This window comes from Vreelandella malpeensis (genome assembly GCF_020622355.1).
In the GTDB taxonomy this organism is placed as follows: domain Bacteria; phylum Pseudomonadota; class Gammaproteobacteria; order Pseudomonadales; family Halomonadaceae; genus Vreelandella; species Vreelandella malpeensis.
Genome location: NZ_WHVL01000009.1, coordinates 21165 through 42714, shown reverse-complemented (window position 1 = coordinate 42714; position 21550 = coordinate 21165). Strand labels below are relative to the sequence as shown.

The window sequence follows — 21550 nt, the reverse complement described above, 5'->3', positions numbered from 1 at the left end:
CAAGGACAACCCCATGCAAGACGCTTACATCTACGACGGTATTCGCACACCCTTTGGCCGCCACGGCGGCAGCCTCTCGACCCTGCGCCCGGATGACCTGCTTGGCCTTACCCTGAAAGCGCTGGTGGAGCGCAACCCCTTCTCGCCGGCAAGCTACGAAGACGTGCTGGCAGGGTGCACCAACCAGGCGGGCGAGGACTCGCGCAACGTGGCTCGCCACGCGGCGCTTTGTTCTGGACTGCCGATCAAGGTGGCCGGTCAGACCGTCAACCGTCTGTGCGGCAGCGGCCTAGCGGCGATGATTGACGCCGCCCGCGCGGCGTGCGTCGGCGAGGGTGATCTGTTTCTTGCCGGCGGGGTGGAGTCGATGTCGCGGGCGCCCTATGTAGTGGGCAAGGCGGAGTCGCCTTTCGCACGCAATCAGTCGATGTATGACACAGTGATCGGTTCGCGCTTCCCCAACCCTTGGATCGGTCGCGAGTACGGCAACCACAGCATGCCGGAAACCGCCGATAACGTGGCGCGGGATCTCGGCATCAGCCGTGAAGAGGGCGATGCCTTCGCCGCACGCTCTCAGGCGCGCTACGCCCGGGCGCTGGAAAACGGTTTTTACACGGGTGAAATCCTGGAGGTCGAGGTAGCCCAGGGACGCAAGCAGCCCCCACGCTTGATCGTCCAGGACGAGCATCCCCGCCCCCAGAGCACTGAGGAGAAGCTTGCCGGACTTGCGGCACTGTTCGAGAACGGCGTGGTCACCGCCGGCAATGCTTCCGGTCTCAACGACGGCGCCGCTGCGCTGATCATCGGAACCTTGGGCGCCGGCGAGCGCGCCGGCGTCGTGCCTCGAGCGCGGATCCTGGCAAGTGCCGTGGCCGGTGTCGCGCCACGGGTGATGGGGCTGGGTCCCGTACCCGCCTCGCACAAGGCGCTGACGCGGGCCGGGCTCTCTCTCGATCAGATGGATGTCATCGAGATCAACGAGGCCTTCGCGGTTCAGGTACTGGGATGCATCAAGCAGCTGGGGATCGCGCATGACGATCCCCGCCTGAATGCCAACGGTGGCGCCATCGCCATCGGCCATCCGCTGGGCGCTTCGGGCGCCCGCCTGGCACTCACCGCGCTGCGCCAGCTCGAGGCGACAAATGGTCGCTACGCTCTGGTGACCATGTGCATCGGAGTAGGTCAGGGCATCGCCACAGTCATCGAGCGCCTCGAGCAGTGATCCCCGGCGTTGAAGGGAGAGACGATGCTCCCTTCAGCCTGTGCGATAATTCATGACATCGCTCACCGACTGGAACAACGAATGCAGCATACCGACAGCGACGCCCCCTCTTCGCCCGACAAGGACCGTAATTTCGTGACCGCGCTGGCCCGCGGGCTCGAGCTGTTGCGGGCCTTTGATGCGGGCGAGGAGTACCTGGGCAATGCCGAGCTCTCGAGTCGAACCGGCATTCCCCGCCCGACGGTCTCGAGGCTCACCTATACGCTGACCCAACTGGGCTATCTTCAGCATAATACCCACCTGGAGAAGTATCGGCTCGGCCCCGGCGTTCTCGCTCTGGGCTATCGCTATCTCGGCAACATGGGGATTCGCGAGATCGCCCGCCCCCACCTACAGCGCTTCGCGGAAGTGACCGATTGCAACGTGAGCCTGGGGAGCGCGGACCGCAACGACATCGTGTATCTGGAAACCTGCCACGGTAGCGGGCCGTTGATCATTCGCCTGGACGTTGGCTCGCGCCTGCCCATCGCCACGTCTGCTATCGGGCGCGCCTGGCTTTGCGGGCTGCCCACGGATCGCCGCCGGCAGGTGCTTGTCGAGCTTGCAAAACACCACGCAAACGACTGGCCGACCCTCGAAGCCGGTATTCAGCGCAGCCTCGACGACTACGCCGAATACGGCTTCTGCTTCTCGGAACAGGACTGGCAACGCGATATCAGCGCCGTGGCGATGCCGCTCGTGCTCGAGGGCGGCGCCGAAGTGATGGCGATCAACTGCGGCGGCTCCAGCGTTCGCCTGGATCATGATCGCCTCGTCAACAACCTCGGCCCGCGCCTTAAGGAAGTGGCAGCACAAATCAAGCAGGAACTCGCTCCCAAACCGCGCATAGTGCGCTAAGCTGACACCCGAACCTTTCACTAACGCTCGTTTGAAACCATCATGTGCAGTCGATGATCCAGAGCGCACAGGGAGCGGGAATGCCGAAGGAGTGGGTAACACGGGAAGGCGAGTCGCTTTCGCTCACCGGGGAGTGGACGCTCGAGCACTACGCCAAGCTCAAGAAAGCGCTGACTGGGTACGCTAACGAGCGCGACCTCCAGGTGTCGCTCGAGGCGTTCGACCGGTTGGATACTGCCGGTGCGGCGCTGATCGTCGATCTGGTGGGTGTCGAGCGCGCCCAGGCGATCAATGACTGGGCGGGGCACCTTCCCGAAGCGCAGCAGGCGCTGATCAAGCGTATCGCCGAGGCGATGGAGGGCTCCCTCACTCCGGACACCGCCACCCCGAATCGCCTTACCCTGATGCTTGCGAGCATCGGCGAGCACATGGAGGGGCTCTGGCATCAGCAGCGCCAGCTTCTGGGTTTCGTCGGCCTGGTGCTGGCCACGCTTGTGCCGGTCATGATCGCTCCCCGGCGCTGGCGCCTGACGGCGACCGTCGCCCACATCCAGCAAAGTGGTCTCAACGCGGTGCCAATTGTCATCCTGCTCACCTTCATGGTCGGCGCGGTGGTGGCGTTTCTGGGCGCAACGGTGCTCGAGGACTTCGGCGCCACGGTCTACACCATCGATCTGGTGGCGTTCTCGTTTCTGCGCGAGTTCGGCGTGCTGCTGGCGGCCATCCTGCTCGCCGGGCGTACCGCTAGCGCCTTTACCGCCCAGCTCGGGGCGATGAAATCCAACGAGGAGATTGATGCGCTCAAGGCCTTCGGGCTCGACCCCATCGAGCTTCTGGTACTGCCCCGGGTGATGGCGATGCTGGTCAGCCTGCCGCTGCTGGCCTTCGTCGGCATGCTGAGCGGGCTGGTGGGCGGGGCGATGGTCGCCACACTGTCGCTGGACATCTCGCTTGGCCAGTTCATGAACACCCTGCAAAAGGACGTCTCGGTCACCCACTTTCTGGTCGGACTCGCCAAGGCGCCGATCTTCGCCTTCGTGATCGCGGTGATCGGCTGCCTCGAGGGCTTCAAGGTAGCGGGCAGCGCCCAATCTGTAGGCGCTCATACCACCTCGAGCGTGGTGCAGTCGATCTTCATGGTGATCCTGATCGATGCGCTGGCGGCGCTGTTCTTCATGGAGATGGGCTGGTGAGCGGGCGCGACGATTCACGCGATAGCACCGAGTCGGTCATTGAGGTACGCGGGCTGGTCAACCGCTTCGGCGATCACGTGGTGCACGACGGCCTCGATCTGACTCTGGCCAAGGGCGAGATCCTCGGCGTGGTGGGCGGTTCGGGCACCGGCAAATCGGTACTGCTGCGCAGCATCGTAGGCCTTAAGCGGCCCAGCCAAGGGGATATCGAGGTGCTCGGCACCAATCTGTCGACTCTGGACGACGCCGAGCGCAGCCGGGTGGATCGCCGCTTCGGCGTGCTGTTTCAGCAGGGGGCGCTGTTCAGCTCGCTGAATCTTCAGGAGAACGTGGCGCTACCCTTGATCGAGCATGCGGGGCTTGCCCGTGATGATGCGGAGTACCTGGCGCGGATCAAGCTGTCGCTGGTCGGGCTGTCGCCGGAGGCGGCGCTGCAGTCGCCGGAATCGCTCTCCGGCGGCATGATCAAGCGCGCTGCCCTCGCTCGAGCTCTCGCGCTGGACCCGGACATCCTGTTCCTCGACGAGCCCACCGCCGGGCTCGACCCGATCGGCGCGGCCGCCTTCGATCAGTTGATCAAGACGCTGCGCGACGCGCTCGGCTTCAGCGTCTTTCTGGTTACTCACGATCTGGACACGCTTAATGCCGCCTGCGACCGGGTGGCGGTGCTGTCGCAAAAGCGCGTACTGGTGGCGGACACCCTCGACAAGGTCGCCCGGACCGACGACGAGTGGGTGCAGGAGTACTTCAACGGGCCACGAGGCCGAGCCGCCGCCTCTTCATCGGACAGGGAATAATCGAACACATGGAAACCCGTGCACATCACGTTCTCATCGGCCTTTTCACCCTACTCACCGGCGCCGGCGCCCTGCTTTTCGCGCTGTGGATGAGCCAGGCCGCCGGCGACCACGACTATCGCCCTTATCGCATTCTCTTCGAGCGCAGCGTCAGCGGGCTTTCCGAGGGTAGCGCCGTGCAGTACAACGGCATCGAGGTGGGTGAGGTCACCGAGCTGACCCTCGACCCGCGCGATCCGCGCCGGGTGATCGTCGACATTCGCGTTCAAGAGGACACCCCGATCAAGACCGACACTCGGGCGAAACTCTCCTTCGCCAGCATCACTGGCAGCCTGTCGGTTCAGCTCGAAGGCGGCGAACCGGATAGCCCTTTGCTGACGGCAGATGACGACGACGAGGTACCTTTCATACGGGCCGAACCCTCGCCGATCGCCACCCTGATGGACCAGGGCGAGGAGATGATTCAGAACGTCAACGCCGTGCTCGAGAACGTCAACGCGCTGTTCACTGACGACAACCGCCAACAGGCCGGCAACATTCTGACCGACATCGCCGAGATCACCGACATGATCGCTTCCCAGCGCGCGGCCCTCGACGAGAATATGGCGCTGTTCGGCGACGTGTCGCGTCAGGCCACCGCCACACTCGCCAATATCGAGACGTTGAGCCAGGAAGCCACCCAGCTTCTGCAGCAGGATGGCCGACAGGTGATGGCTAGCGCCCGGAACGCCAGCCAGGACGTCGCCGATGCCGCCCGGCGCATCGAGCAGCTGGTCGATGACAACGCCGCCGCAGTGCAAAGTACGCTCGCCAGCACCCAGGACATCGCCCCGGCACTGGCCGCCCTGCGCGCCACGCTTACCACTCTTGATCGCATCACCCGCGACATCGAGGAAAATCCGACCGACTTTCTGCTGGGTCGGGACCGCGTAGAGGAGTTTCGCCCATGAACACCCGTTCGCTCGCAACCGTCGCCCTGGCTCTCGGCCTCGGCGGCTGCTCGATTCTGCCCGAAAGCGATCCGGCTACGCTCTACCGCCTGCCCGAACCCCGGCTTTCGGCGGCCGCGAGCAGTTCCGTGCTTGCCGGCAAGCGCCTGGGTGTCGCCACGCCCGAGGCCGGCCACCTGATCGGCAGCAACCGTATCGTGGTGTTTCCGGAGCGCAACGTGGTCAATGTCTACGAGGGGGCGCGCTGGCATCAGGACGCCCCGGAACTGATCCAGTCACGCCTGATCGACAGTCTGCAACGAAGCAAGCTGTTCGAGAGCGTCGGGGTGGATCGACTGCCGTCGGACCTGGTACTGCTCGGCGAGCTGCGCCACTTTCAGAGCGAGTATGATCGCACGCCGCCGGTGGCCCACGTACAGCTCGACGTGCAGTTGACCGGGCCGAATCGTGAACCGCTGGCGAGCCAGATCTTCGAGGCCCGTGCACGGGCGCAAAGCGTCGAGATTCCCGACGTGGTAAACGCCTTCGGCGCTGCAAGCGATACGCTTACCGACGAGCTGATCACCTGGCTCGCCAGTCTCGCGCCGTCAAAGCTCACCTCGCGGATCGACGACTAACGTGCGCGAGGATTACGCGGGTAGAAGCGTTCGGGCTGGCGCTCGAGGTGCGAGAAAAAGCGGGTATCCTTGTAGGGCATCTTCATGAACCCGGATACCCCGAGCCCCTCGATCAGCCCCACCGCCGCGAGAATCGCATCGAGCAGATCGCGAAACGTTGCTTCCTGCGCGGGGTCGAGCAGCCGGTAATAGCTGTGCAGCTTCAGGTGTCGCGGGTGGGCCTCAAAGATGATCATGCCGGTATGGTGAATCTCGTTGAGGCGCGTGAGCAGCGCCATGATCGCGACCGGCAGCACCAGCAGCTCCTCCGGGTCCGGGCCATCCTCGAAATAGCTGTGCAGCCGGGTGCGGTTCTCTTCCGGGGTGGCACTGATCTCGAACCGGATATGGGTGCCGGGAACCGGCACGAAGCGTTCATGCTCGCCACCGCGCTCCATGTGCAGTGTCTGGCGGGCATCGAACAGGCAGCTCTTGAATACCCCCTGACGGTGGATCGCCCGGGCCAGGTGGACCATGTTGTTCACCGCCTGCACGAAGGCCGCCTTGAAACGGGTATCGTGCAGGTTGAGCGAGGAGTCTATATAGACGCCTTCCGCCTCCCAGCGAATTGCCAGCCCGCCGACTACCGGGTACCTGCCCAGCCGGCTGACCGCCGCCAGAAAGGCTTTCTCGGTATCGCCCATGCCTTGCATGAACTGCCGGTAGTAGCGGTCGAGCTGCACATCGTCGACTTCGCCAAGCGCTTGCTCCACCTGCGCCTCGCGCAGGAACGCCTTGCGCGAGCTGTAGACCACGGTATCGATCTCGACACCCGCCGGGCGCAGCCAGACCGGCACCAGGGCCGCGGGTGGCACCTCGGGCAGCGTCACCATGACCATCTTCGCCATCGCCGGCATGGCCTTGAGAAAGTAGTCCCCCGCCGCGCGACGGCGCGCCGGATCGACGTCCAGCATGGCATCGAGGGTGCGCGCGAACTCCAGCGGAAGACCCAGCGAACTCGCCGGAATGGCGCGCTGACCGAACCGGCAGGACTGAGCCGAGGCCAGCGCGTAGAGCGTGCCCGCCACGCCCTGCTCGTCGAAGCGCGGTGACGAGAGCGCGCCGTTCAACTGCTCCTCGCCGATGAAATAGACGTCGCCGAGTCGCGCGTTGGTGTGCTGGTGCTGGTTCGACATCAGCTCCATGACGTTGCTGCCCACCGGCTGCAGGTCCGCATCGAGCTGGGCGAAGACCGACGATCCCCAGTCGATCAGCGCCACCGATTCGGTATCGGGATCGAACACCAGATTCGAAGGTTTGATGTCGCCGTGCACCAGTGGGCGCCCGTGCGGGCCCGTCTCCTGGCGCAGCGCCTGCAGAAGCTCGGCGAGTTGGACCGCGATACGCACCACCCACCGTGGCGCCAGGCGCCCCTCGCGCAGCGAGATCTCCTCGAGGTTGAGTCCCGGGGCGCGCTCCATCACCAGAATCGACTGACCGCGAATGCGCTGGTAGGCGATCAGCTTGGGAATACGCGGATGGGTGAGTTGGTCGAGCATGAACGCCTCCTCCTCGAGGCGCTCCTGCAGGTGAGTGGGCAGCGTGATGCGCGAAAACTTGAAGACGTAGTGGGCGGGCTCGCCGCGAACGCTTGCTCGCCCGGCGAAGACGAAGCCATAGGCGCCCTTGCCGATCAGCTCGATGGCGTCGAAGCCGAGCTGCTCGAGCTCGGCCTGGCACAGCGCCACCCAGTCCTTGAGCTTGCGCGCATCCCGGTGGGTGAGCAGGTAGACCGATTGCTCCTCGGGAATGTAAAACTGCTGAAGCGCGCCTTGGGACATCGTCCACCACCCTCCGAGAGCGGGCTAGCGCAGATGCAGCAGCATCGTCTCCGGCGCTTCGAGAAAGCCCTTCCAGGCGTTGCAGAAGCGTGCGATGGTGCCGCCATCGATGAAACGGTGATCCCCCGCCCAGGTGATGGTCATGATCGCCCGCCGCTCGACGCCCCCCGCCGCGTCGAAGCGCGGCAGCCACTGGGTCTTGCCGAGGGCGACGATGGCGGCTTCCGGCGCGTTGATGATCGGCGCGGCGTAGGTGCCGCCGAGCGCGCCGATGTTCGACACGGTGATGGTGCCGCCCTTGAGGTCCGCCTGCTCCACCCGCCCTTCCCGAGCCGCCTGGGTGAGGCGGCCGATCTCGCCGGCAAGCTCGAAAAGCGTGCGTGCCTCGACGCCCTTGACGTTAGGCACCATCAGACCCGCCTTGCCATCCACCGCCATGCCGATGTTGCAGGCACTCTGGTAATGCAGATTCTCGCCGGCCTCGTCGAGGCGTGCGTTGACGATCGGCTCCACGTCGATGGCCAGTGCCAGTGCCTTCATGATGAAGGGCATCAGGGTGAGGCGCTCGCCGCTCGCCTCGATGGCGGGCTTGAGCCGCTCGCGCAGCGCCAGAAGCGCCGTGACATCGATCTCGTCGCCGTAGTGAAAGTGGGGAATGGTACTGACCGCGTGCACCATGCGCCTGGCCATCGCCGCGCGCACGCCGCGCAGCGGCTCGACCCGCTCCGTCTGCGTGGAAGGCAAGGCGGGTTCGGCAGACACCGGCTGCCCGCCTTCTAGATGCGACAGTACGTCCTCCTTGAGTACGCGCCCCTCCTTGCCGCTGCCGGCGATGTCGCTCAAGCAGAGGTCGTGCTCGCGCACCAGGCGGCGCACCGCCGGGCTCGCCGGAGTCCTGTGGCCAACGCGAGAGGCCGGCGGGTTCGAGCGGGCCGGCGGCGCGTCCTCGACCGGCCGATCCGCCGCCCGCTGTTCCGATGCCGATTCCTGCGCGGCAGGCTCGCTCTGCGTGTCCGCCGTATCGCCTTCGGCCTGGTAGGCGTAGAGCGGCGCGTGCACCTTTGCGATCTCGCCTTTCTGAACGTAGAGCTTCGTGACCACGCCGGCTTCGGGGGCGGTGATCTCGACCAGCGCCTTGTCGGTCATCACTTCGACCACTGGCTGATCCTCTTCGATGCGCTCGCCCTCCTGGACGCGCCACTCGACCACTTCGCACTCGACGATCCCTTCGCCGATATCCGGCAATACAAAATCACTCATTGTCAGTCTCCGGGGGCGCTAGAAATCGACGCTTTCGCGAATCGCGTCGAGGATTTTGAGGTGATCCGGAAGGTACTCCTTCTCGAGCACCAGCGGGAACGGCGTATCCAGCCCCGTCACCCGGCGAATGGGCGACTCGAGATACAGAAAGCAGCGCTCGGCAATGGTCGCCGCGATCTCGCCGGCAAAGCCGCCGGTCAAGGGGGCTTCGTGGCTGACCACCAGCCGTCCGGTCTTGAGCACCGACTCGACCACGGTATCCGCATCCCAGGGCAACAGCGTGCGCAAATCGATCACCTCGCAGGCAATGCCCTGCTCCTCGGCGAGCTCAGCGGCCTTCTGGATCACTTCCATCTGCGCGCCCCAGCCCACCAGGGTGATGTCGCCACCCTCCTTGACGATTTCTGCCTCGCCAAAAGGAAGTTGATAGTCGGTTTCCGGCACTTCGCCGGTGGCGGCGCGGTAGAGCCTTTTCGGCTCTAGAAACAGCACCGGGTCCGGGTCGCGGATAGCGGCGAGCAGCAGTCCCTTGGCCTGGTAGGGGCTTCGCGGCACCACCACCTTGAGCCCCGGCGTATGGGTGAAGTAGGCCTCCGGCGACTGGGAGTGGTAAAGGCCGCCCGCAATACCGCCGCCGTAGGGCGTGCGGATGGTCAAGCCTCCAACGTTGAACAGATCCCCGGAGCGGTAGCGGAACTTGGCGGTCTCGTTGACGATTTGATCGAAGGCCGGAAAGATATAGTCGGCGAACTGGATCTCGGCCACCGGCACCGAGCCTTGGGCGGCCAGGCCGTTGGCAAAACCGATGATGCCCTGCTCGACCAGGGGCGTGTTGAAACAGCGTGCCTTGCCGTACTTCTCCTGCAGGTGGCTCGTGGCGCGAAACACCCCGCCGAAGACACCGACGTCCTCGCCGAAGCAGATCACCTTGTCGTCTTCCGCCATGGCGGTATCGAGGGCGCTGTTGATCGCCTGGAGCAGATTCATGGTCGGCATGTCAGGCGTCTCCCTCGGCGCTCGAGGTGGAAGAGATATCCAGATCCAGGGTCTTCGCCCCTTTGGGGTAGGCCTCGGGGTGGCGGCGGATATGGCGCTTAAGATCATCGAACTGACGCTGGAGCGCTGGAGTGATATCGGCATAGACATCGCTGATCAGCGTGTCGAGCGGCGGCGCGGGCCTTTTCTCGGCGCGCTTCATGGTCTCGAGCACGTCACGGCGCAGCCGCTCCTCCTCGCTTGCCTGCTCGTCGTCACTCCACCAGCCCTTGGCGGTCAGCCATTTGCGCAGCCGCAGCACCGGGTCCTTCAGGCGCCACGTCTCCTCTTCGCTCTTGGCGCGATAGCCCGAGGGGTCGTCCGAGGAGGAGTGCGCGGCCAGGCGGTAGGACATCGCCTCGATCAGTACCGGCTGGTTCTGCTCCACAGCGATGCGCCGCGCCATTCGGGTCGCCTCGAACACTGCCAGGGCATCGTTGCCGTCGACCCGAATGGCGTGCATGCGATAGCCGATCGCACGTGGTGCGATCCCGTCGGCGGCGAACTGCTCGACCGCGGGCGTGGAGATGGCGTAGCCGTTATTGCGACAGAAAAAGATCACCGGTACGCGGTGCACGGAGGCCATGTTGAGCGCGGCGTGAAAGTCCCCTTCCGAGGCCGCGCCCTCGCCGAAGAAGGTCAGCGTGCACTGGCCGTCGCCGGCGAGTTTCTGGCCGTAGGCATAGCCGGTCGCCTGGGGGATCTGGGTGGCCAGCGGCGACGAGATGGTCATGTAGTGGAGCTTGCGCGAGCCATAGTGAACCGGCATCTGACGGCCCTTGCCGTAATCCAGGTCGTTGCCGAACAGCTGGTTCATGAACTCGTCGATGGTGAAGCCGCGATACATCAGCGCCCCCTGCTCGCGGTACTGCGCCATGATCATGTCGGCATCGTCGAGAGCAGCGGTGGCACCGACGATCGCCGCCTCCTCGCCGGTACTCTGCATGTAGAAACTCAGTCGCCCCTGGCGCTGGGCGGCCAACATGCGTTCGTCGAGCAGTCTCGTGGCGAGCATCGCCTGGTACATGCGCCGGGCATGATCGCGTTCGAGCCGGGGTTCGACAGCGCCTTCGTGGAGCGCCCCGTCAGGGTCGAGCAGGGCAAAGGTCGCCATGGAGAATTCGTCGCCGGTCATGAAGCTCGGCTGATGGCAGTAGCGTGTCATGTTCTTGTCCTTGTTGACCCCTTTTGAGGGCAGTGTTGTCGGTGCCGACCGTTTTCGCCAGTGGATTTATCTGGCAAGGGTCAACGCAACACAAGGACAGTACCTCAGTGCAAACGCTTTAGGCATACCACTTAAGGTGGGGGTCAATCGGTCGGACGGTGGCGCAATTGCTGCTCGAGCAGATCGAACAGGCTGTCCACGGTGAGCGCCAGCAACGCAATGAGCAGCGCCCCCTGGATCACGTAGGCCATGTTGGCGTTGATGATGCCGGCGATGATCGGATCGCCCAAGTTGCTCGCGCCCACGGTGGCGCCCAGCGCGGCGGTGGCGATGTTGATGGTGATGGAGGTGCGCACGCCGGCGAGAATGACCGGTGCCGCCAGGGGCAGCTCCACCCGCCAGAGCCGCTGGCGCGGCGTCATGCCCATCGCAATGGCCGCTTCCTTGAGGGCCGGGTCGACCCCGTCGAGGCCAGCCAGGGTGTTGCGCAGAATGGGCAGCAGGCCGTAGAGCATCAGCGCGACGATGATCGCGGGCGTGCCGAAACCTAGCGCCGGTACCGCCAGCGCCAGTACCGCGACCGGTGGAAAGGTCTGGCCGATGGAGGCGAGCTGACCCGCCAGGGGCAGAAAGTCGCGCCCGTATCTGCGGGTCACCGCGATGCCGGCGATTAGCCCCAGGCACACCGTGACCGCGCCCGCCGCGCCGACCACCAGCAGATGCCGCCCCAGCAGGTCCACGAAGCTCGCCCGGGCATAGATGACGCTGCGCGCATCCGGTTCCACCCAGCGAAAGAACGGCTCCAGAAGCTCCATGCCAAAGAGTGCCAGCCCAAGGAGTGCGGCAAAGCCAAAAGCTGGCAGCCAGTTCGGCCACGCACGCGGGATGGAAACGGCGCCCCTAGCCTGCACGAGGCGTGCCTCGCTCGCTTTGGGACTCCTTGATCAGCCGACGCAGCGACAGCTCGCCTATGGGAACGTCGCTTGCATCGACCACGGTGAGACGCTCGGTGTGATCACGCAGCATCATCGAAAGCCCCTGGCGCAGGGTGAAGTCGCCCGGGATACGCGAATGGGCGGGAACCTGCGGGCCAAGCGAGGTCATGTGCTCCTTGACCCGGGTGAGGCCCGCCTGCTTGAGCCCGCGCTCGAGCCCGCCCAGCAGTGACTCCACGAAGGGATCGGCGGGATGGCGCAAAAGCGTGAGCGGACTGCCCTGCTGAACGATGCGACCCTCGCGCATCACCACCAAATGGTCGGCGAGCTTGAGTGCCTCGTCCATGTCATGAGTGACGAATACCACCGTCTTGTGCAGCCTGGCCTGGAGCCTTGCGAGCTCCTCCTGGAGCTTGTCGCGGGTGAGCGGATCGAGGGCCCCGAAGGGCTCGTCCATCAGCAGAATATCCGGGTCGGCGGCCAGCGCCCGGGCCACCCCCACCCGCTGGGCCTGGCCGCCAGAGAGCTGGTGCGGGTACTTGCCGACGAACTCGTCGAAAGGCAGCCCGAGCAGCGCCATCAGCTCCTCGACCCGGGCATCGATCTTCTCTGCCGGCCACTTGAGAAGCCGCGGTACCAAGGCGATGTTGCGCGCCACACTCCAATGCGGAAACAGCCCGGTACTCTGGATCACGTAGCCGATGCGCCGGCGCAACTTGACCGGATCGAGCTGTTCGATCGGCTGGCCATCGATGAGGATCTCGCCGTCGCTGTGGGGAATGAGCCGATTGATCATGCGAAGCGTGGTCGACTTGCCGCAGCCGGAGGTGCCGACCAGCGCGCAGAACGAGCCCTTCTCCACGCGCAGCGAGATGTCGTTGACGGCCAGCGCCTCGTTAAAGCGCTTGGAAACCTTGTTGAGTTCGATCACGACGCGCCTCCATGACGGGTGATGTCGGCCAGCGCACCGAGGGCGGCGTCGGCGATCAGGGCCATGGCCACGATCGGCAGCGCCCCGAGCAGCACCATGTCCATGGCCGCCTGCCCCAGGCCTTGGAAGATGAAGGTGCCCAGGCCCCCGGCGCCGATCAACGCGGCCACGGCAGTCAATCCGACCGCCTGGACGGTGGTAATGCGTACCCCTTCGATCAGCACTGGCAGCGCCAGCGGAAAGCGCACCTGCCAGAAGCGCTGATGCCCGCGCATGCCCATTGCCGTGGCGGCTTCCAGAGTATCCGGGCGTACCTGTTGGAGGGCGATGAAGGTATTGCGCACGATCGGCAGCAGGCTGTACGCGATCAGCGCGATCAATGCCGGGGTGTTGCCGATACCGCTGACGCCAAGATTTCCAAGCCAGGCGACGTTGGCACCGAGCCAGGCCAGCGGCGCAAGAAGCAGCCCGAACAGGGCAAGGCTTGGAATGGTCTGCAGGAAATTAAGCAGCGCGAACCCTGCCTTGCGCAGACGATGAAAACGGTGCATGGCCAGTGCCAGGGCAAGGCCCAGCAAGAGACTGCTGCCCACCGCGACACCCACCAGCAGCACGTGCTGACCCACGGCGGAAAAGAACGCCCCGCGACGTGCCTGGAACTCCTGTACGAGGGCAAGATCATCCAGCCATAGCCTGGCGCAAAGCCACCACGCGAGCGCCACGGCCACCAGCAACAGCGCCGTGGGCAGCCGCTTGATGGCAAGGCGCAGGCGCAGCTCGACGAGATAAAGCAATAGCACGAAGGAAAGTGTCCAGTACGCCGCGCCGAGCCCCAGGCGCGCCTGGGGCAGCGCCGGATCGATCAAGAAATGACCGGCGACCATGAGCCCGAAAGGCATCAAGAGCAGCACCATGACCAGCAGCAACAGCATCGCCAGGTAGTGGATACGCGCCGGGCGCAGCGCCAGCGCCGTCATGGCACCGAGCAGCAGCGTGACCAGCAGCGCGCCGGGCATGCCCAGCGCCGCGACCAGGGGATAGGAAGTACCGGGCACGATGCGGTTGGGTGCAACGCTGACGACCCCGAGTAGCCAGACGGCGCACAGCATAACGATGCCGAGCGCTATCAGAACGACATTGGGGGATGGGTGCCGCTCACCAGCGTTGACGATGACCATCCCTCCAGGCACTTTTTATCACTCGCCGAGGGTGTCGAGATAGTCGCGAGCTACCTGATCCGGCGACAGGCCATTGACGGCCACGTCGGCGTTCAGGCGCTGAAGCGTTTCGAGATCCAGTGTCTCGAACACGGCGTCGAGGCTCGCCTCGATCCCCGGGTAGGTCTCGAGCACGCTTTCACGCACCACCGGCGCAGGCTGATAGATCGGCTGAACGCCGAGGGTATCCTCCAGCACGACCAGATTCAGAGCGTTGAGCCCACCATCAGTCCCGTAGGTCATGGCGGCATTGACGCCGCTGGTCTGCTGGGCGGCGGCGCGCATGGTGGCAGCGGTATTGCCGCCGGAGAGTACCAGCAGCTGGTCATCGGAGAGCTCGAAGCCGTAGGCCTCCTGGAAGGCAGGTAGCGCCTGGTCGGAGTCGACAAACTCGGCGCTGGCGGCGAACTTGAACTCGCCCCCCTGCTCCAGGTACGTCGCCAGGTCTTCCAGCGTCACGAGATCGTTCTCTTCGGCAACGTCGGCGCGAATGCTCATCGCCCAGGTATTGTTGGCGCTGGCGGGTGCAAGCCACACCAACCCCTGCTCGGCATCGCGTTCGCGCACGGTCTGGTAGGCCTGCTCCGCATCGTTCCAGACGGGGCTGTCGGTCATGTCGAAGAAGAACGCGCCGTTACCGGTGTACTCTGGATAGAGGTCGATCTCGCCGGCCTGGAGGGCGCTGCGCACCACGCTGGTCGCGCCCAGCTGCAGGCGATTCTCGGTCGGGATTCCCTCGCGCTCCAGCGTCTGGATGATCAGCTCGCCGAGCACGGCACCCTCGGTATCGATCTTCGACGACACCACCACCGGCTCCTCGGCCTGGGCCGTGCCGGCCAGCCACGAAAGCGCCAGTCCACCCAGCGCGGTTTTCACGATAGAGCGCATCGTCATCATCCTTTTATCAATTGGCTCATTTAGCGGTGGCTTCAGTATAGGTGGCCTGGGGGCCAACGCCACGGGTCAGGGCGTTTCGATCACCCAGGTAGTGCCTTCCCGCGAATCCTTGAGCACCACACCAAGCGCTGCAAGCTCATCGCGAATGGCGTCGGCTCGGGCAAAATCCTTGTCCGTTTTCGCCTGCTGGCGCTCTGCGATTTTCATCTCGATGTCGGCGCCACTGATCGCTGCCTTCGCGCTCGCCCCCTTGAGAAACGCCTCGGGTGGCTGTTGCAAAAGACCCAGCACGCCGCCCAGACGGACGAGCTCCGACGCCAGAAGCGGGGCGCGCTCAGGCGCATCGGTCCTGGACCGGTTCACTTCGCGGGCCAGATCGAACAGCACCGCCAGCGCTTCCGGCGTGTTGAAGTCGTCGTCCATGGCCTGCTCGAAGCGCGCCGCGTACGGCGTTTCCACGCCACCCCTTGCCTCGGCGTCGACGCCTTCGAGGGCGGTGTAGAAGCGGATCAACGACTTGCGCGCTTCAAGAAGCGAACTCACCGAGTAGTTGATCGGGCTGCGGTAGTGGCTCGCCACCAGAAGATAGCGCACCACTTCCGGGTCGTGCTCTTCGAGCACTTCGCGGATGGTGAAGAAGTTGCCCAGCGACTTGGACATTTTCTCCTGATCAACCCGCACGGCACCGGCGTGCATCCAAGTGTTGACGTAGGTCTGACCGGTGGCGGCCTCGCTCTGGGCGATCTCGTTCTCGTGGTGCGGGAAGGTCAGGTCAGGCCCGCCGCCGTGGATGTCGAAGGTGTTGCCCAGGCAGCACGTCGACATCGCCGAACACTCGATGTGCCAGCCCGGGCGGCCGTCGCCCCAGGGCGAGGCCCAGTGCGCCTCGCCCGGCTTGGCGGCTTTCCACAGCACGAAGTCGAGCGGGTCTTCCTTGTGGGTGTCGATCTCGACCCGGGAGCCTGCGCGCATGTCATCGAGCTGACGGTTGTTGAGCTTGCCGTAGCCTTCGAACCGGCGCACGCGGTAGTAGACGTCGCCGTTGTCGACGGCGTAGGCGAAGCCCTTGTCGATCAGCGTCTCGATCATCGCGACGATCTCGTCGATGTGGCCGGTGGCCCGGGGCTCGCGGGACGGCGGCAGCACCCCGAGGCGCGCCTCGTCCTCGTGCATGGCGTCGATCATGCGCTCGGTGAGCGAGGCGATCGACTCGTCGTTCTCCTCGGCACGCTTCAAAATCTTGTCGTCGATGTCGGTGATGTTGCGCACGTAGGTGACGTCGAACCCGCGATGGCGCAGGTAGCGCGTGATCACGTCGAACGCCACCATCACCCGGGCGTGGCCGAGGTGGCAGTAGTCGTACACCGTCATGCCGCAGACGTACATGCTCACCCGGCCGGGTTCGATGGGCGTGAACGCCTCCTTGCGGCGGGTGAGCGTGTTGTAGATGTGCATGGCGCGCCTCTTAGCCTTTTTTCTGAATTTTCGCCCAGGAGTCCTTCAAGCCCACGGTGCGGTTGAAGACCAGCTTCTCGGGAGTGGAAAGATGGCGATCGGCGCAGAAGTAGCCCACCCGCTCGAACTGGTAGCGCGACTCCGGGGTCGCATCGGCCAGGCTCGGCTCGCCGATCGCCTGGCTGATCACCAGCGACTCCGGATTCAAGTGCTCGAGGAAGTCGGCGTCCTTGTCGCGGTCCGGCTGCTCGACCATGAACAGGTTGTTGTAGAGGCGCACCTCCATGGGCACGCCGTGAGTCGCGCTCACCCAGTGAATCACGCCCTTCACCTTGCGCCCTTCCGGGTTCTTGCCCAGTGTGTCGAAATCCACCGAGCAGCGAAGCTCGGTGATCACGCCAGCGTCGTCCTTGATCACCTCGTCGCAGCGAATGACGTAGCTGTTGCGCAGGCGTACTTCCTTGCCCGGCGCCAGACGGAAGAACTTCTTCGGCGCATCCTCCATGAAGTCGTCGCGGTCGATGTAGAGCTCGCGGGTGAAGGGCACGCGGCGCACGGGCATGTCTTCGCGAGCCGGGTGCCCTGGTACCTCGTAGACCTCCTCGAAGCCTTGCTCGACGTTGGTCAGTACCACCTTCAAGGGGTTGATCACGCACATCGCGCGCGGGGCGTTGTCCTCGAGATCCGAGCGGATCGCGTGGGTCAGCATGGCGATGTCGACCAGGCCGCCGTCGGCACGGGTGACGCCGATCATCTCGCAGAACTTGCGGATGGAGGCCGGCGTGTAGCCACGCCGGCGCATGCCGGAGATGGTCGGCATGCGCGGATCGTCCCAGCCATCGACAATACCCTCGTCGACCAGCAGCTTCAGCTTGCGCTTGGAGGTCAGGGTGTAGTCGAGATTCAGACGCGCGAACTCGATCTGGCGCGGCTTGCTGGGCACCGGCAGGTTATTCAGGAACCACTCGTAGAGCGGGCGGTGATCCTCGAACTCCAGGGTGCAGATCGAGTGGGTCACGCCTTCGATGGCGTCCGACTGACCGTGAGTGAAATCGTAGGAGGGGTAGATCTTCCAGGCATCGCCGGTCTGGTGGTGGCTTGCGTGGCGAATGCGGTAGAGGATCGGGTCGCGCAGGTTGATGTTCGGCGAGGCCATGTCGATCTTGGCGCGCAGCACCTTCTCGCCTTCAGCGAACTCGCCGACGCGCATGCGCTCGAGCAGCTCCAGGTTCTCCTCGACGCCGCGCTCGCGGTGGGGGCTCGGACGACCCGGCTCGGTGAGCGTGCCGCGGTACTCGCGGATCTCGTCCGGGGAAAGATCGTCGACGTAGGCCTTGCCTTCGCGAATCAGGTGCTGGGCCCAGGCGTAGAGCTGGTCGAAATAGCTGGAGGCGAAACGCACCTCGCCCGCCCACTCAAAGCCCAGCCACGCGACGTCCTCCTTGATGGCATCGATGTAGGCCTGCTCTTCCTTCGCCGGGTTGGTGTCGTCGAAGCGCAGATGACAGTCACCACCGAGTTCCTCGGCCAACCCGAAGTTCAGACAGATCGACTTCGCATGACCGATGTGCAGAAAGCCATTGGGCTCCGGCGGAAAACGGGTCACGATCTGGGTGACCTGCCCACGCTCGATCTCGTCGCTCACCTGGTTGCGAATGAAGTTCGGGGCTTTGGTGGTCTCGTTGGTCATGGTGGTGTCGCTAACCTCACAGTGGATGGCGTGCCGGGCGCCGGGCGCCTACGCTGAAACCGTAGCGCTTCGCGGCGCCGGGCAAAACCGCTATTATAACGCGACGCCGATGCACAGCGCCAAGGCGAACGCCTTTATTCAACAGGAATTTATCCATGATCGTATTACAGACCACCCTGGGTGACATCACCATCGCGCTCGACCACGAGAAGGCGCCGAAGACCGCCGCCAACTTCGAGCAGTACGTACGCGACGGCTTCTACGACGGCACCCTGTTCCACCGCGTGATCGATGGCTTCATGGTGCAGGGCGGCGGCTTCGACCAGTCCTTCGAGCAAAAGCCCACCCGCGAGCCGGTCGAGAATGAAGCCGACAACGGCCTTCAGAACACCATCGGCACCGTCGCCATGGCGCGTACCCAGGACCCGCACTCGGCGACCGCACAGTTCTTCATCAACGTGGGTAACAATGCCTTCTTGAACCATAGCGGCAAGAACCTGCAGGGCTGGGGCTACGCGGTCTTCGGTGAAGTGACCGATGGCATGGACGTGGTCAATGCCATCAAGGGCGTGGCCACCACCCGCCGTGGCATGCATGCCGACGTGCCCGCCGAGGACGTCATCATCGAGCGCGCCTACGTCAAAGAAGACTGAGCGAGGGTATCATGCGCACTCTGCTGGTAGCCGACACGCACTTGAGCGGTGACACGCCCAAGATCAACCAGGGCTTCTACCGCTACCTGGAGCATACCGCCCCGGGAGCCGACGCGCTCTATATCCTGGGGGACCTGTTCGATGCCTGGATAGGCGATGACGTGCTCGACACGCCGCACCCCATCGCCACCGTGGCCCACGAGGTGATCACCCGGCTGAGCGCGCTAAGTGATGGGGGCACGCGGGTCTACTTCCAGCACGGCAACCGCGACTTCCTGCTCGGCGAGCGCTTTCTCGCCGCCTGCGGCGCCGAGGCGCTGCCCGAGGTGCACGAGGTCGAACTCGAGGGGCTACCCGTGGTGCTGCTGCACGGCGACAGCCTCTGCACCCGGGACGAGCCCTACATGGCGTTTCGCGCCCAGTCGCGAAGCCGCGAGTGGCAGGCGCAGATACTCGCCATGCCGCTGCAGGATCGGCTGGCGCTGGCCGGCAAGCTGCGCCTGGAATCGAGCAGTGCCAACGCCGACAAGGCGCAGGCGATCATGGATGTCACCGAGGCCGAAGTGATTGCCCTGATGCATCAGCTGGGCGTGAGCGTGATGATCCACGGTCATACCCATCGCCCGCAGGTGCATACGCTCAGCGTCGAGGACGTGCCCGCAAAGCGCTTCGTGCTGGGCGACTGGAGCGAGAGCCACGGTTTCGACATCGTGGTCGAGCGCCATGACGGTCGAACGCCTGAGCCCGAGCTTCGCCGCTTCGAGCTGGCGTCACCTCCCGCCGCTGACTAGCCCAAGCACTCAGATACGAACCAAGCACTCAGATACGAAAAAGCCGATCCAAGGATCGGCTTTTTTGATGACGCACGCTCGTGTCCGAGCGGACAAGAACCTCAGCGCTCGATGTCGGCGTCGTCGCGCAGTGCCTCGACCAGACCTTCGAGCGCCGCCTGGGCGCGCATCTGCTCGGCGAACTGCACCATGAACTCGCTCAGCTGGTCGTCGTCGGCGCTACCCTGCTCGACACTATCCAGTGCCACGACGCTTACCGTACCAGGCATGGCGATGCTCGCGAAACGGCTTTCGCCTTCTTCCGGGCGCGGCAGGCGGAACACGCCGTCGATCAGCGCAGCGGGCAGCGTGGCCGGACCTTGACGCGAGACGTCGCTGGCCTCGAGCCAGGTGACATCGATCTCATCGCCGGCTTCGAGCGCCGCCACCAACCGATCGGCCTCGGCCTGGAGTGCGCGCTGGCGCTGCGCGGCGGCGACGTACCCTTCGATGTCCCCACGCACCTCGTCCAGCGGCAGCACGGTCGCTTCGCGATGATCCGCCACGCGAAGCACCAAGCGCCGGTCGTCATCGAGCTCGATCACTTCGCTGTTGTAGCCGGCATCGAGCACGTCCTCGCTGAACGCCTCGTCCATCACCCCGGGTTCGGAAAGAACGCCGGTCGCTTCGTCGCGGGCGATCCAGCCGGTCTGCTGGAGCGCAAGGCCAAGATCGTCGGCCACGCTGCCGAGATCGTCGGCGGCAAAGCTCTCGTCGATCAGGCGCTGCACCTGGCGGTTGAAGTCGTCGCTGACTTCGCTGACCGCCGCGCTCTGGGCGAGCGTTTCGCGCTGCTCCTCGAAGCTCGGGCCTTCGACCTCGGTGACCTGCAGCACGTGGAAGGCGTCGCCCATTTCGACCAGCCCCGAGGTTTCGCCTTCGGCAAGCTCGAAGGCCGCATCATCGAAGGCCTGCCCCATGATGCCCGGTGCGATCACGCCAAGATCGCCCCCCTGCTCAGCGCTGGCGGTATCATCGGAGTAACGCAGCACGGTGTCCTCGAAGGACTGGCCTTGCTCAAGATCGTCGAGCGCCTGCTGGGCACGTGCCTCGGCCTCCTCGCGACTGCGCTCGTCACCATAGGTGACCATGATGTGTGACACGCGTCGCTCGGCGGTGCGGTTCTGTGCCCGCCAGGCACGCCTGAGCGCCTCGTCGTCGACATCGACGTTCTCGGCCATTGCCCGACGATCGATCAAAACGTATTCGACTTGAACCTGTTCCGGGCGCTCGAAACGCTCCGGGTTGGCATCGAAGTAGGCCTCGACGTCCTCATCGGTGACGTTCGGTGTGAAATCGATGTCACCTGCCTGCAGCATCGCATAGCGGAAACTGCGCTGCTGGTTCTGCAGCGCCGCCATGCGCTCGCGTTCGCTTGGCAGGCTGAAATCGCTCTGCGCAACGCCCTGCTGAAGGTAGCGGCGTTTCAGATCGCCCTCGAGCTCCTGACGGAACGCCATGGGCGTGTAACCGGCGCGGCCGAGCTGATTACGGAAGATATCGGGGTTGAAACGGCCCTGTTCATCCTGGAATTCCGGCAGCGTGACGATGACCTGATCGAGCTGATCGTCAGAAAGATGGAAGCCGCCTTCCTCGGCGTACTGGCTAAGAAGCTCCTGGGTGATCAGCTGGTCGAGCACCTCATTGCGCAGGGCGCGCTCCTGTTCCGGTGGCACCTGGCCCGAGCGCAGCGCGCGCTGGACCTCGAGTTCCACCTGCTGGCGCAGGATCGGTTCGCCATTGACGCTGGCGACCTGGTTCGGATCGCGGCCGAAGGCGCTGAACAGCGACTCGACACCGAATAGCGCCATCGCGGCCACCATGAGTCCGATGATGATTTTGGCTCCCCAGCTTCGGGAGCCGTTTCGAATACTTTGCAGCATGCTTGCCTCAGATCGTCGCAGCCAAACGCATCGCCCGTTGCCGGGGCTTGAAAAAAACATGGGCGCATCGCCCAAGCGATGCGCCCATTACGTTACACGAAAA

Annotated in this window: 19 protein-coding genes; 8 read left to right on the top strand and 11 right to left on the bottom strand. The window is 64.6% G+C overall.

All coding sequences use genetic code 11. The features are described from left to right. The first annotated feature begins 13 nt into the window (after positions 1-13). The 6 genes from GEV37_RS16580 (at position 14) to GEV37_RS16555 (ending at position 5676) form a co-directional block, all read left to right on the top strand. Positions 14-1222, top strand: coding sequence for a 3-oxoadipyl-CoA thiolase (locus GEV37_RS16580; protein WP_227391381.1), 1209 nt, complete (start codon positions 14-16; stop codon positions 1220-1222). Between the two features lie 81 nt (positions 1223-1303). Further along, positions 1304-2119, top strand: coding sequence for an IclR family transcriptional regulator (locus GEV37_RS16575; RefSeq protein ID WP_227391380.1), 816 nt, complete (start codon positions 1304-1306; stop codon positions 2117-2119). 80 nt (positions 2120-2199) lie between these two features. Next, the gene (locus GEV37_RS16570; RefSeq protein WP_227391379.1) at positions 2200-3312 is read left to right on the top strand and encodes an MlaE family ABC transporter permease; all 1113 of its coding nucleotides are present in this window, start codon (positions 2200-2202) and stop codon (positions 3310-3312) included. Further along, positions 3309-4109, top strand: coding sequence for an ABC transporter ATP-binding protein (locus GEV37_RS16565; protein ID WP_227391378.1), 801 nt, complete (start codon positions 3309-3311; stop codon positions 4107-4109). The genes GEV37_RS16570 and GEV37_RS16565 overlap by 4 nt, the downstream gene beginning before the upstream one ends. Positions 4110-4117: 8 nt before the next feature. Then, the gene (locus GEV37_RS16560; RefSeq protein ID WP_227391377.1) at positions 4118-5059 is read left to right on the top strand and encodes an MlaD family protein; all 942 of its coding nucleotides are present in this window, start codon (positions 4118-4120) and stop codon (positions 5057-5059) included. Beyond that, positions 5056-5676 carry an ABC-type transport auxiliary lipoprotein family protein gene (locus GEV37_RS16555; protein ID WP_227391376.1) on the top strand — a complete coding sequence of 207 codons (621 nt, stop codon included), beginning with the start codon at positions 5056-5058 and terminating at the stop codon, positions 5674-5676. Before GEV37_RS16560 ends, GEV37_RS16555 begins: the two co-directional genes overlap by 4 nt. Here GEV37_RS16555 and GEV37_RS16550 read toward each other — a convergent pair. From GEV37_RS16550 to GEV37_RS16505, 10 genes are all read right to left on the bottom strand, one after another. Then, positions 5673-7496 carry a protein kinase domain-containing protein gene (locus GEV37_RS16550; RefSeq protein ID WP_227391375.1) on the bottom strand — a complete coding sequence of 608 codons (1824 nt, stop codon included), beginning with the start codon at positions 7494-7496 and terminating at the stop codon, positions 5673-5675. The genes GEV37_RS16555 and GEV37_RS16550 overlap by 4 nt on opposite strands. Positions 7497-7520: 24 nt before the next feature. After that, positions 7521-8756, bottom strand: coding sequence for a 2-oxo acid dehydrogenase subunit E2 (locus tag GEV37_RS16545; protein ID WP_227391374.1), 1236 nt, complete (start codon positions 8754-8756; stop codon positions 7521-7523). 18 nt (positions 8757-8774) lie between these two features. Next, the gene (locus GEV37_RS16540) at positions 8775-9752 is read right to left on the bottom strand and encodes an alpha-ketoacid dehydrogenase subunit beta (RefSeq protein ID WP_227391373.1); all 978 of its coding nucleotides are present in this window, start codon (positions 9750-9752) and stop codon (positions 8775-8777) included. Position 9753: 1 nt separating this feature from the next. Next, positions 9754-10956: a thiamine pyrophosphate-dependent dehydrogenase E1 component subunit alpha gene (locus GEV37_RS16535; RefSeq protein WP_227391372.1), complete on the bottom strand. Its 1203-nt coding sequence runs from the start codon at positions 10954-10956 to the stop codon at positions 9754-9756. Between the two features lie 143 nt (positions 10957-11099). Beyond that, positions 11100-11771, bottom strand: a complete 672-nt coding sequence (locus GEV37_RS16530; RefSeq protein ID WP_386110643.1) for an ABC transporter permease — start codon at positions 11769-11771, stop codon at positions 11100-11102. 85 nt (positions 11772-11856) lie between these two features. Continuing rightward, positions 11857-12822, bottom strand: a complete 966-nt coding sequence (locus GEV37_RS16525; RefSeq protein ID WP_227391371.1) for an ABC transporter ATP-binding protein — start codon at positions 12820-12822, stop codon at positions 11857-11859. Then, a complete protein-coding gene (locus GEV37_RS16520; protein ID WP_227391370.1) occupies positions 12819-14000 on the bottom strand; it encodes an ABC transporter permease in 1182 nt (393 codons plus the stop codon). The genes GEV37_RS16525 and GEV37_RS16520 overlap by 4 nt, the downstream gene beginning before the upstream one ends. Before the next feature lie 18 nt (positions 14001-14018). Continuing rightward, positions 14019-14927, bottom strand: coding sequence for a glycine betaine ABC transporter substrate-binding protein OsmF (gene osmF / locus GEV37_RS16515; RefSeq protein WP_227391369.1), 909 nt, complete (start codon positions 14925-14927; stop codon positions 14019-14021). Positions 14928-15002: 75 nt separating this feature from the next. Next, on the bottom strand, positions 15003-16391 hold the full coding sequence (gene cysS / locus GEV37_RS16510) for a cysteine--tRNA ligase (protein ID WP_227391368.1): 1389 nt from the start codon (positions 16389-16391) through the stop codon (positions 15003-15005). Positions 16392-16401: 10 nt separating this feature from the next. Continuing rightward, positions 16402-18081, bottom strand: a complete 1680-nt coding sequence (locus GEV37_RS16505) for a glutamine--tRNA ligase/YqeY domain fusion protein (RefSeq protein ID WP_227391367.1) — start codon at positions 18079-18081, stop codon at positions 16402-16404. 155 nt (positions 18082-18236) lie between these two features. On the opposite strand from GEV37_RS16505, the gene GEV37_RS16500 reads away from it, so the two are divergent. Both GEV37_RS16500 and GEV37_RS16495 read left to right on the top strand, forming a co-directional pair. Further along, the gene (locus tag GEV37_RS16500) at positions 18237-18734 is read left to right on the top strand and encodes a peptidylprolyl isomerase (RefSeq protein ID WP_227391366.1); all 498 of its coding nucleotides are present in this window, start codon (positions 18237-18239) and stop codon (positions 18732-18734) included. An 11-nt stretch (positions 18735-18745) separates the two neighbouring features. Next, positions 18746-19525 (top strand): UDP-2,3-diacylglucosamine diphosphatase, encoded by a 780-nt coding sequence (locus GEV37_RS16495; RefSeq protein ID WP_227391365.1) that lies wholly within the window; start codon positions 18746-18748, stop codon positions 19523-19525. A 101-nt stretch (positions 19526-19626) separates the two neighbouring features. Here GEV37_RS16495 and GEV37_RS16490 read toward each other — a convergent pair whose 3' ends face one another. After that, positions 19627-21447, bottom strand: a complete 1821-nt coding sequence (locus GEV37_RS16490; RefSeq protein ID WP_227391364.1) for a SurA N-terminal domain-containing protein — start codon at positions 21445-21447, stop codon at positions 19627-19629. Positions 21448-21550: the final 103 nt, after the last annotated feature.

Bases quoted from the DNA above. Each gene is read 5' to 3' on its own strand.
- GEV37_RS16495 (WP_227391365.1), top strand. From the start codon at position 18,746: ATGCGCACTCTGCTGGTAGCCGACACGCACTTGAGCGGTGACACGCCC.
- GEV37_RS16540 (WP_227391373.1), bottom strand. From the start codon at position 9,752: ATGCCGACCATGAATCTGCTCCAGGCGATCAACAGCGCCCTCGATACC.
- GEV37_RS16520 (WP_227391370.1), bottom strand. From the start codon at position 14,000: ATGGTCATCGTCAACGCTGGTGAGCGGCACCCATCCCCCAATGTCGTT.
- GEV37_RS16535 (WP_227391372.1), bottom strand. From the start codon at position 10,956: ATGACACGCTACTGCCATCAGCCGAGCTTCATGACCGGCGACGAATTC.
- GEV37_RS16575 (WP_227391380.1), top strand. From the start codon at position 1,304: ATGCAGCATACCGACAGCGACGCCCCCTCTTCGCCCGACAAGGACCGT.
- cysS (WP_227391368.1), bottom strand. From the start codon at position 16,391: ATGCACATCTACAACACGCTCACCCGCCGCAAGGAGGCGTTCACGCCC.
- GEV37_RS16560 (WP_227391377.1), top strand. From the start codon at position 4,118: ATGGAAACCCGTGCACATCACGTTCTCATCGGCCTTTTCACCCTACTC.
- GEV37_RS16505 (WP_227391367.1), bottom strand. From the start codon at position 18,081: ATGACCAACGAGACCACCAAAGCCCCGAACTTCATTCGCAACCAGGTG.
- GEV37_RS16545 (WP_227391374.1), bottom strand. From the start codon at position 8,756: ATGAGTGATTTTGTATTGCCGGATATCGGCGAAGGGATCGTCGAGTGC.
- GEV37_RS16555 (WP_227391376.1), top strand. From the start codon at position 5,056: ATGAACACCCGTTCGCTCGCAACCGTCGCCCTGGCTCTCGGCCTCGGC.
- osmF (WP_227391369.1), bottom strand. From the start codon at position 14,927: ATGCGCTCTATCGTGAAAACCGCGCTGGGTGGACTGGCGCTTTCGTGG.
- GEV37_RS16550 (WP_227391375.1), bottom strand. From the start codon at position 7,496: ATGTCCCAAGGCGCGCTTCAGCAGTTTTACATTCCCGAGGAGCAATCG.
- GEV37_RS16570 (WP_227391379.1), top strand. From the start codon at position 2,200: ATGCCGAAGGAGTGGGTAACACGGGAAGGCGAGTCGCTTTCGCTCACC.
- GEV37_RS16580 (WP_227391381.1), top strand. From the start codon at position 14: ATGCAAGACGCTTACATCTACGACGGTATTCGCACACCCTTTGGCCGC.
- GEV37_RS16530 (WP_386110643.1), bottom strand. From the start codon at position 11,771: ATGGAGCTTCTGGAGCCGTTCTTTCGCTGGGTGGAACCGGATGCGCGC.
- GEV37_RS16500 (WP_227391366.1), top strand. From the start codon at position 18,237: ATGATCGTATTACAGACCACCCTGGGTGACATCACCATCGCGCTCGAC.
- GEV37_RS16490 (WP_227391364.1), bottom strand. From the start codon at position 21,447: ATGCTGCAAAGTATTCGAAACGGCTCCCGAAGCTGGGGAGCCAAAATC.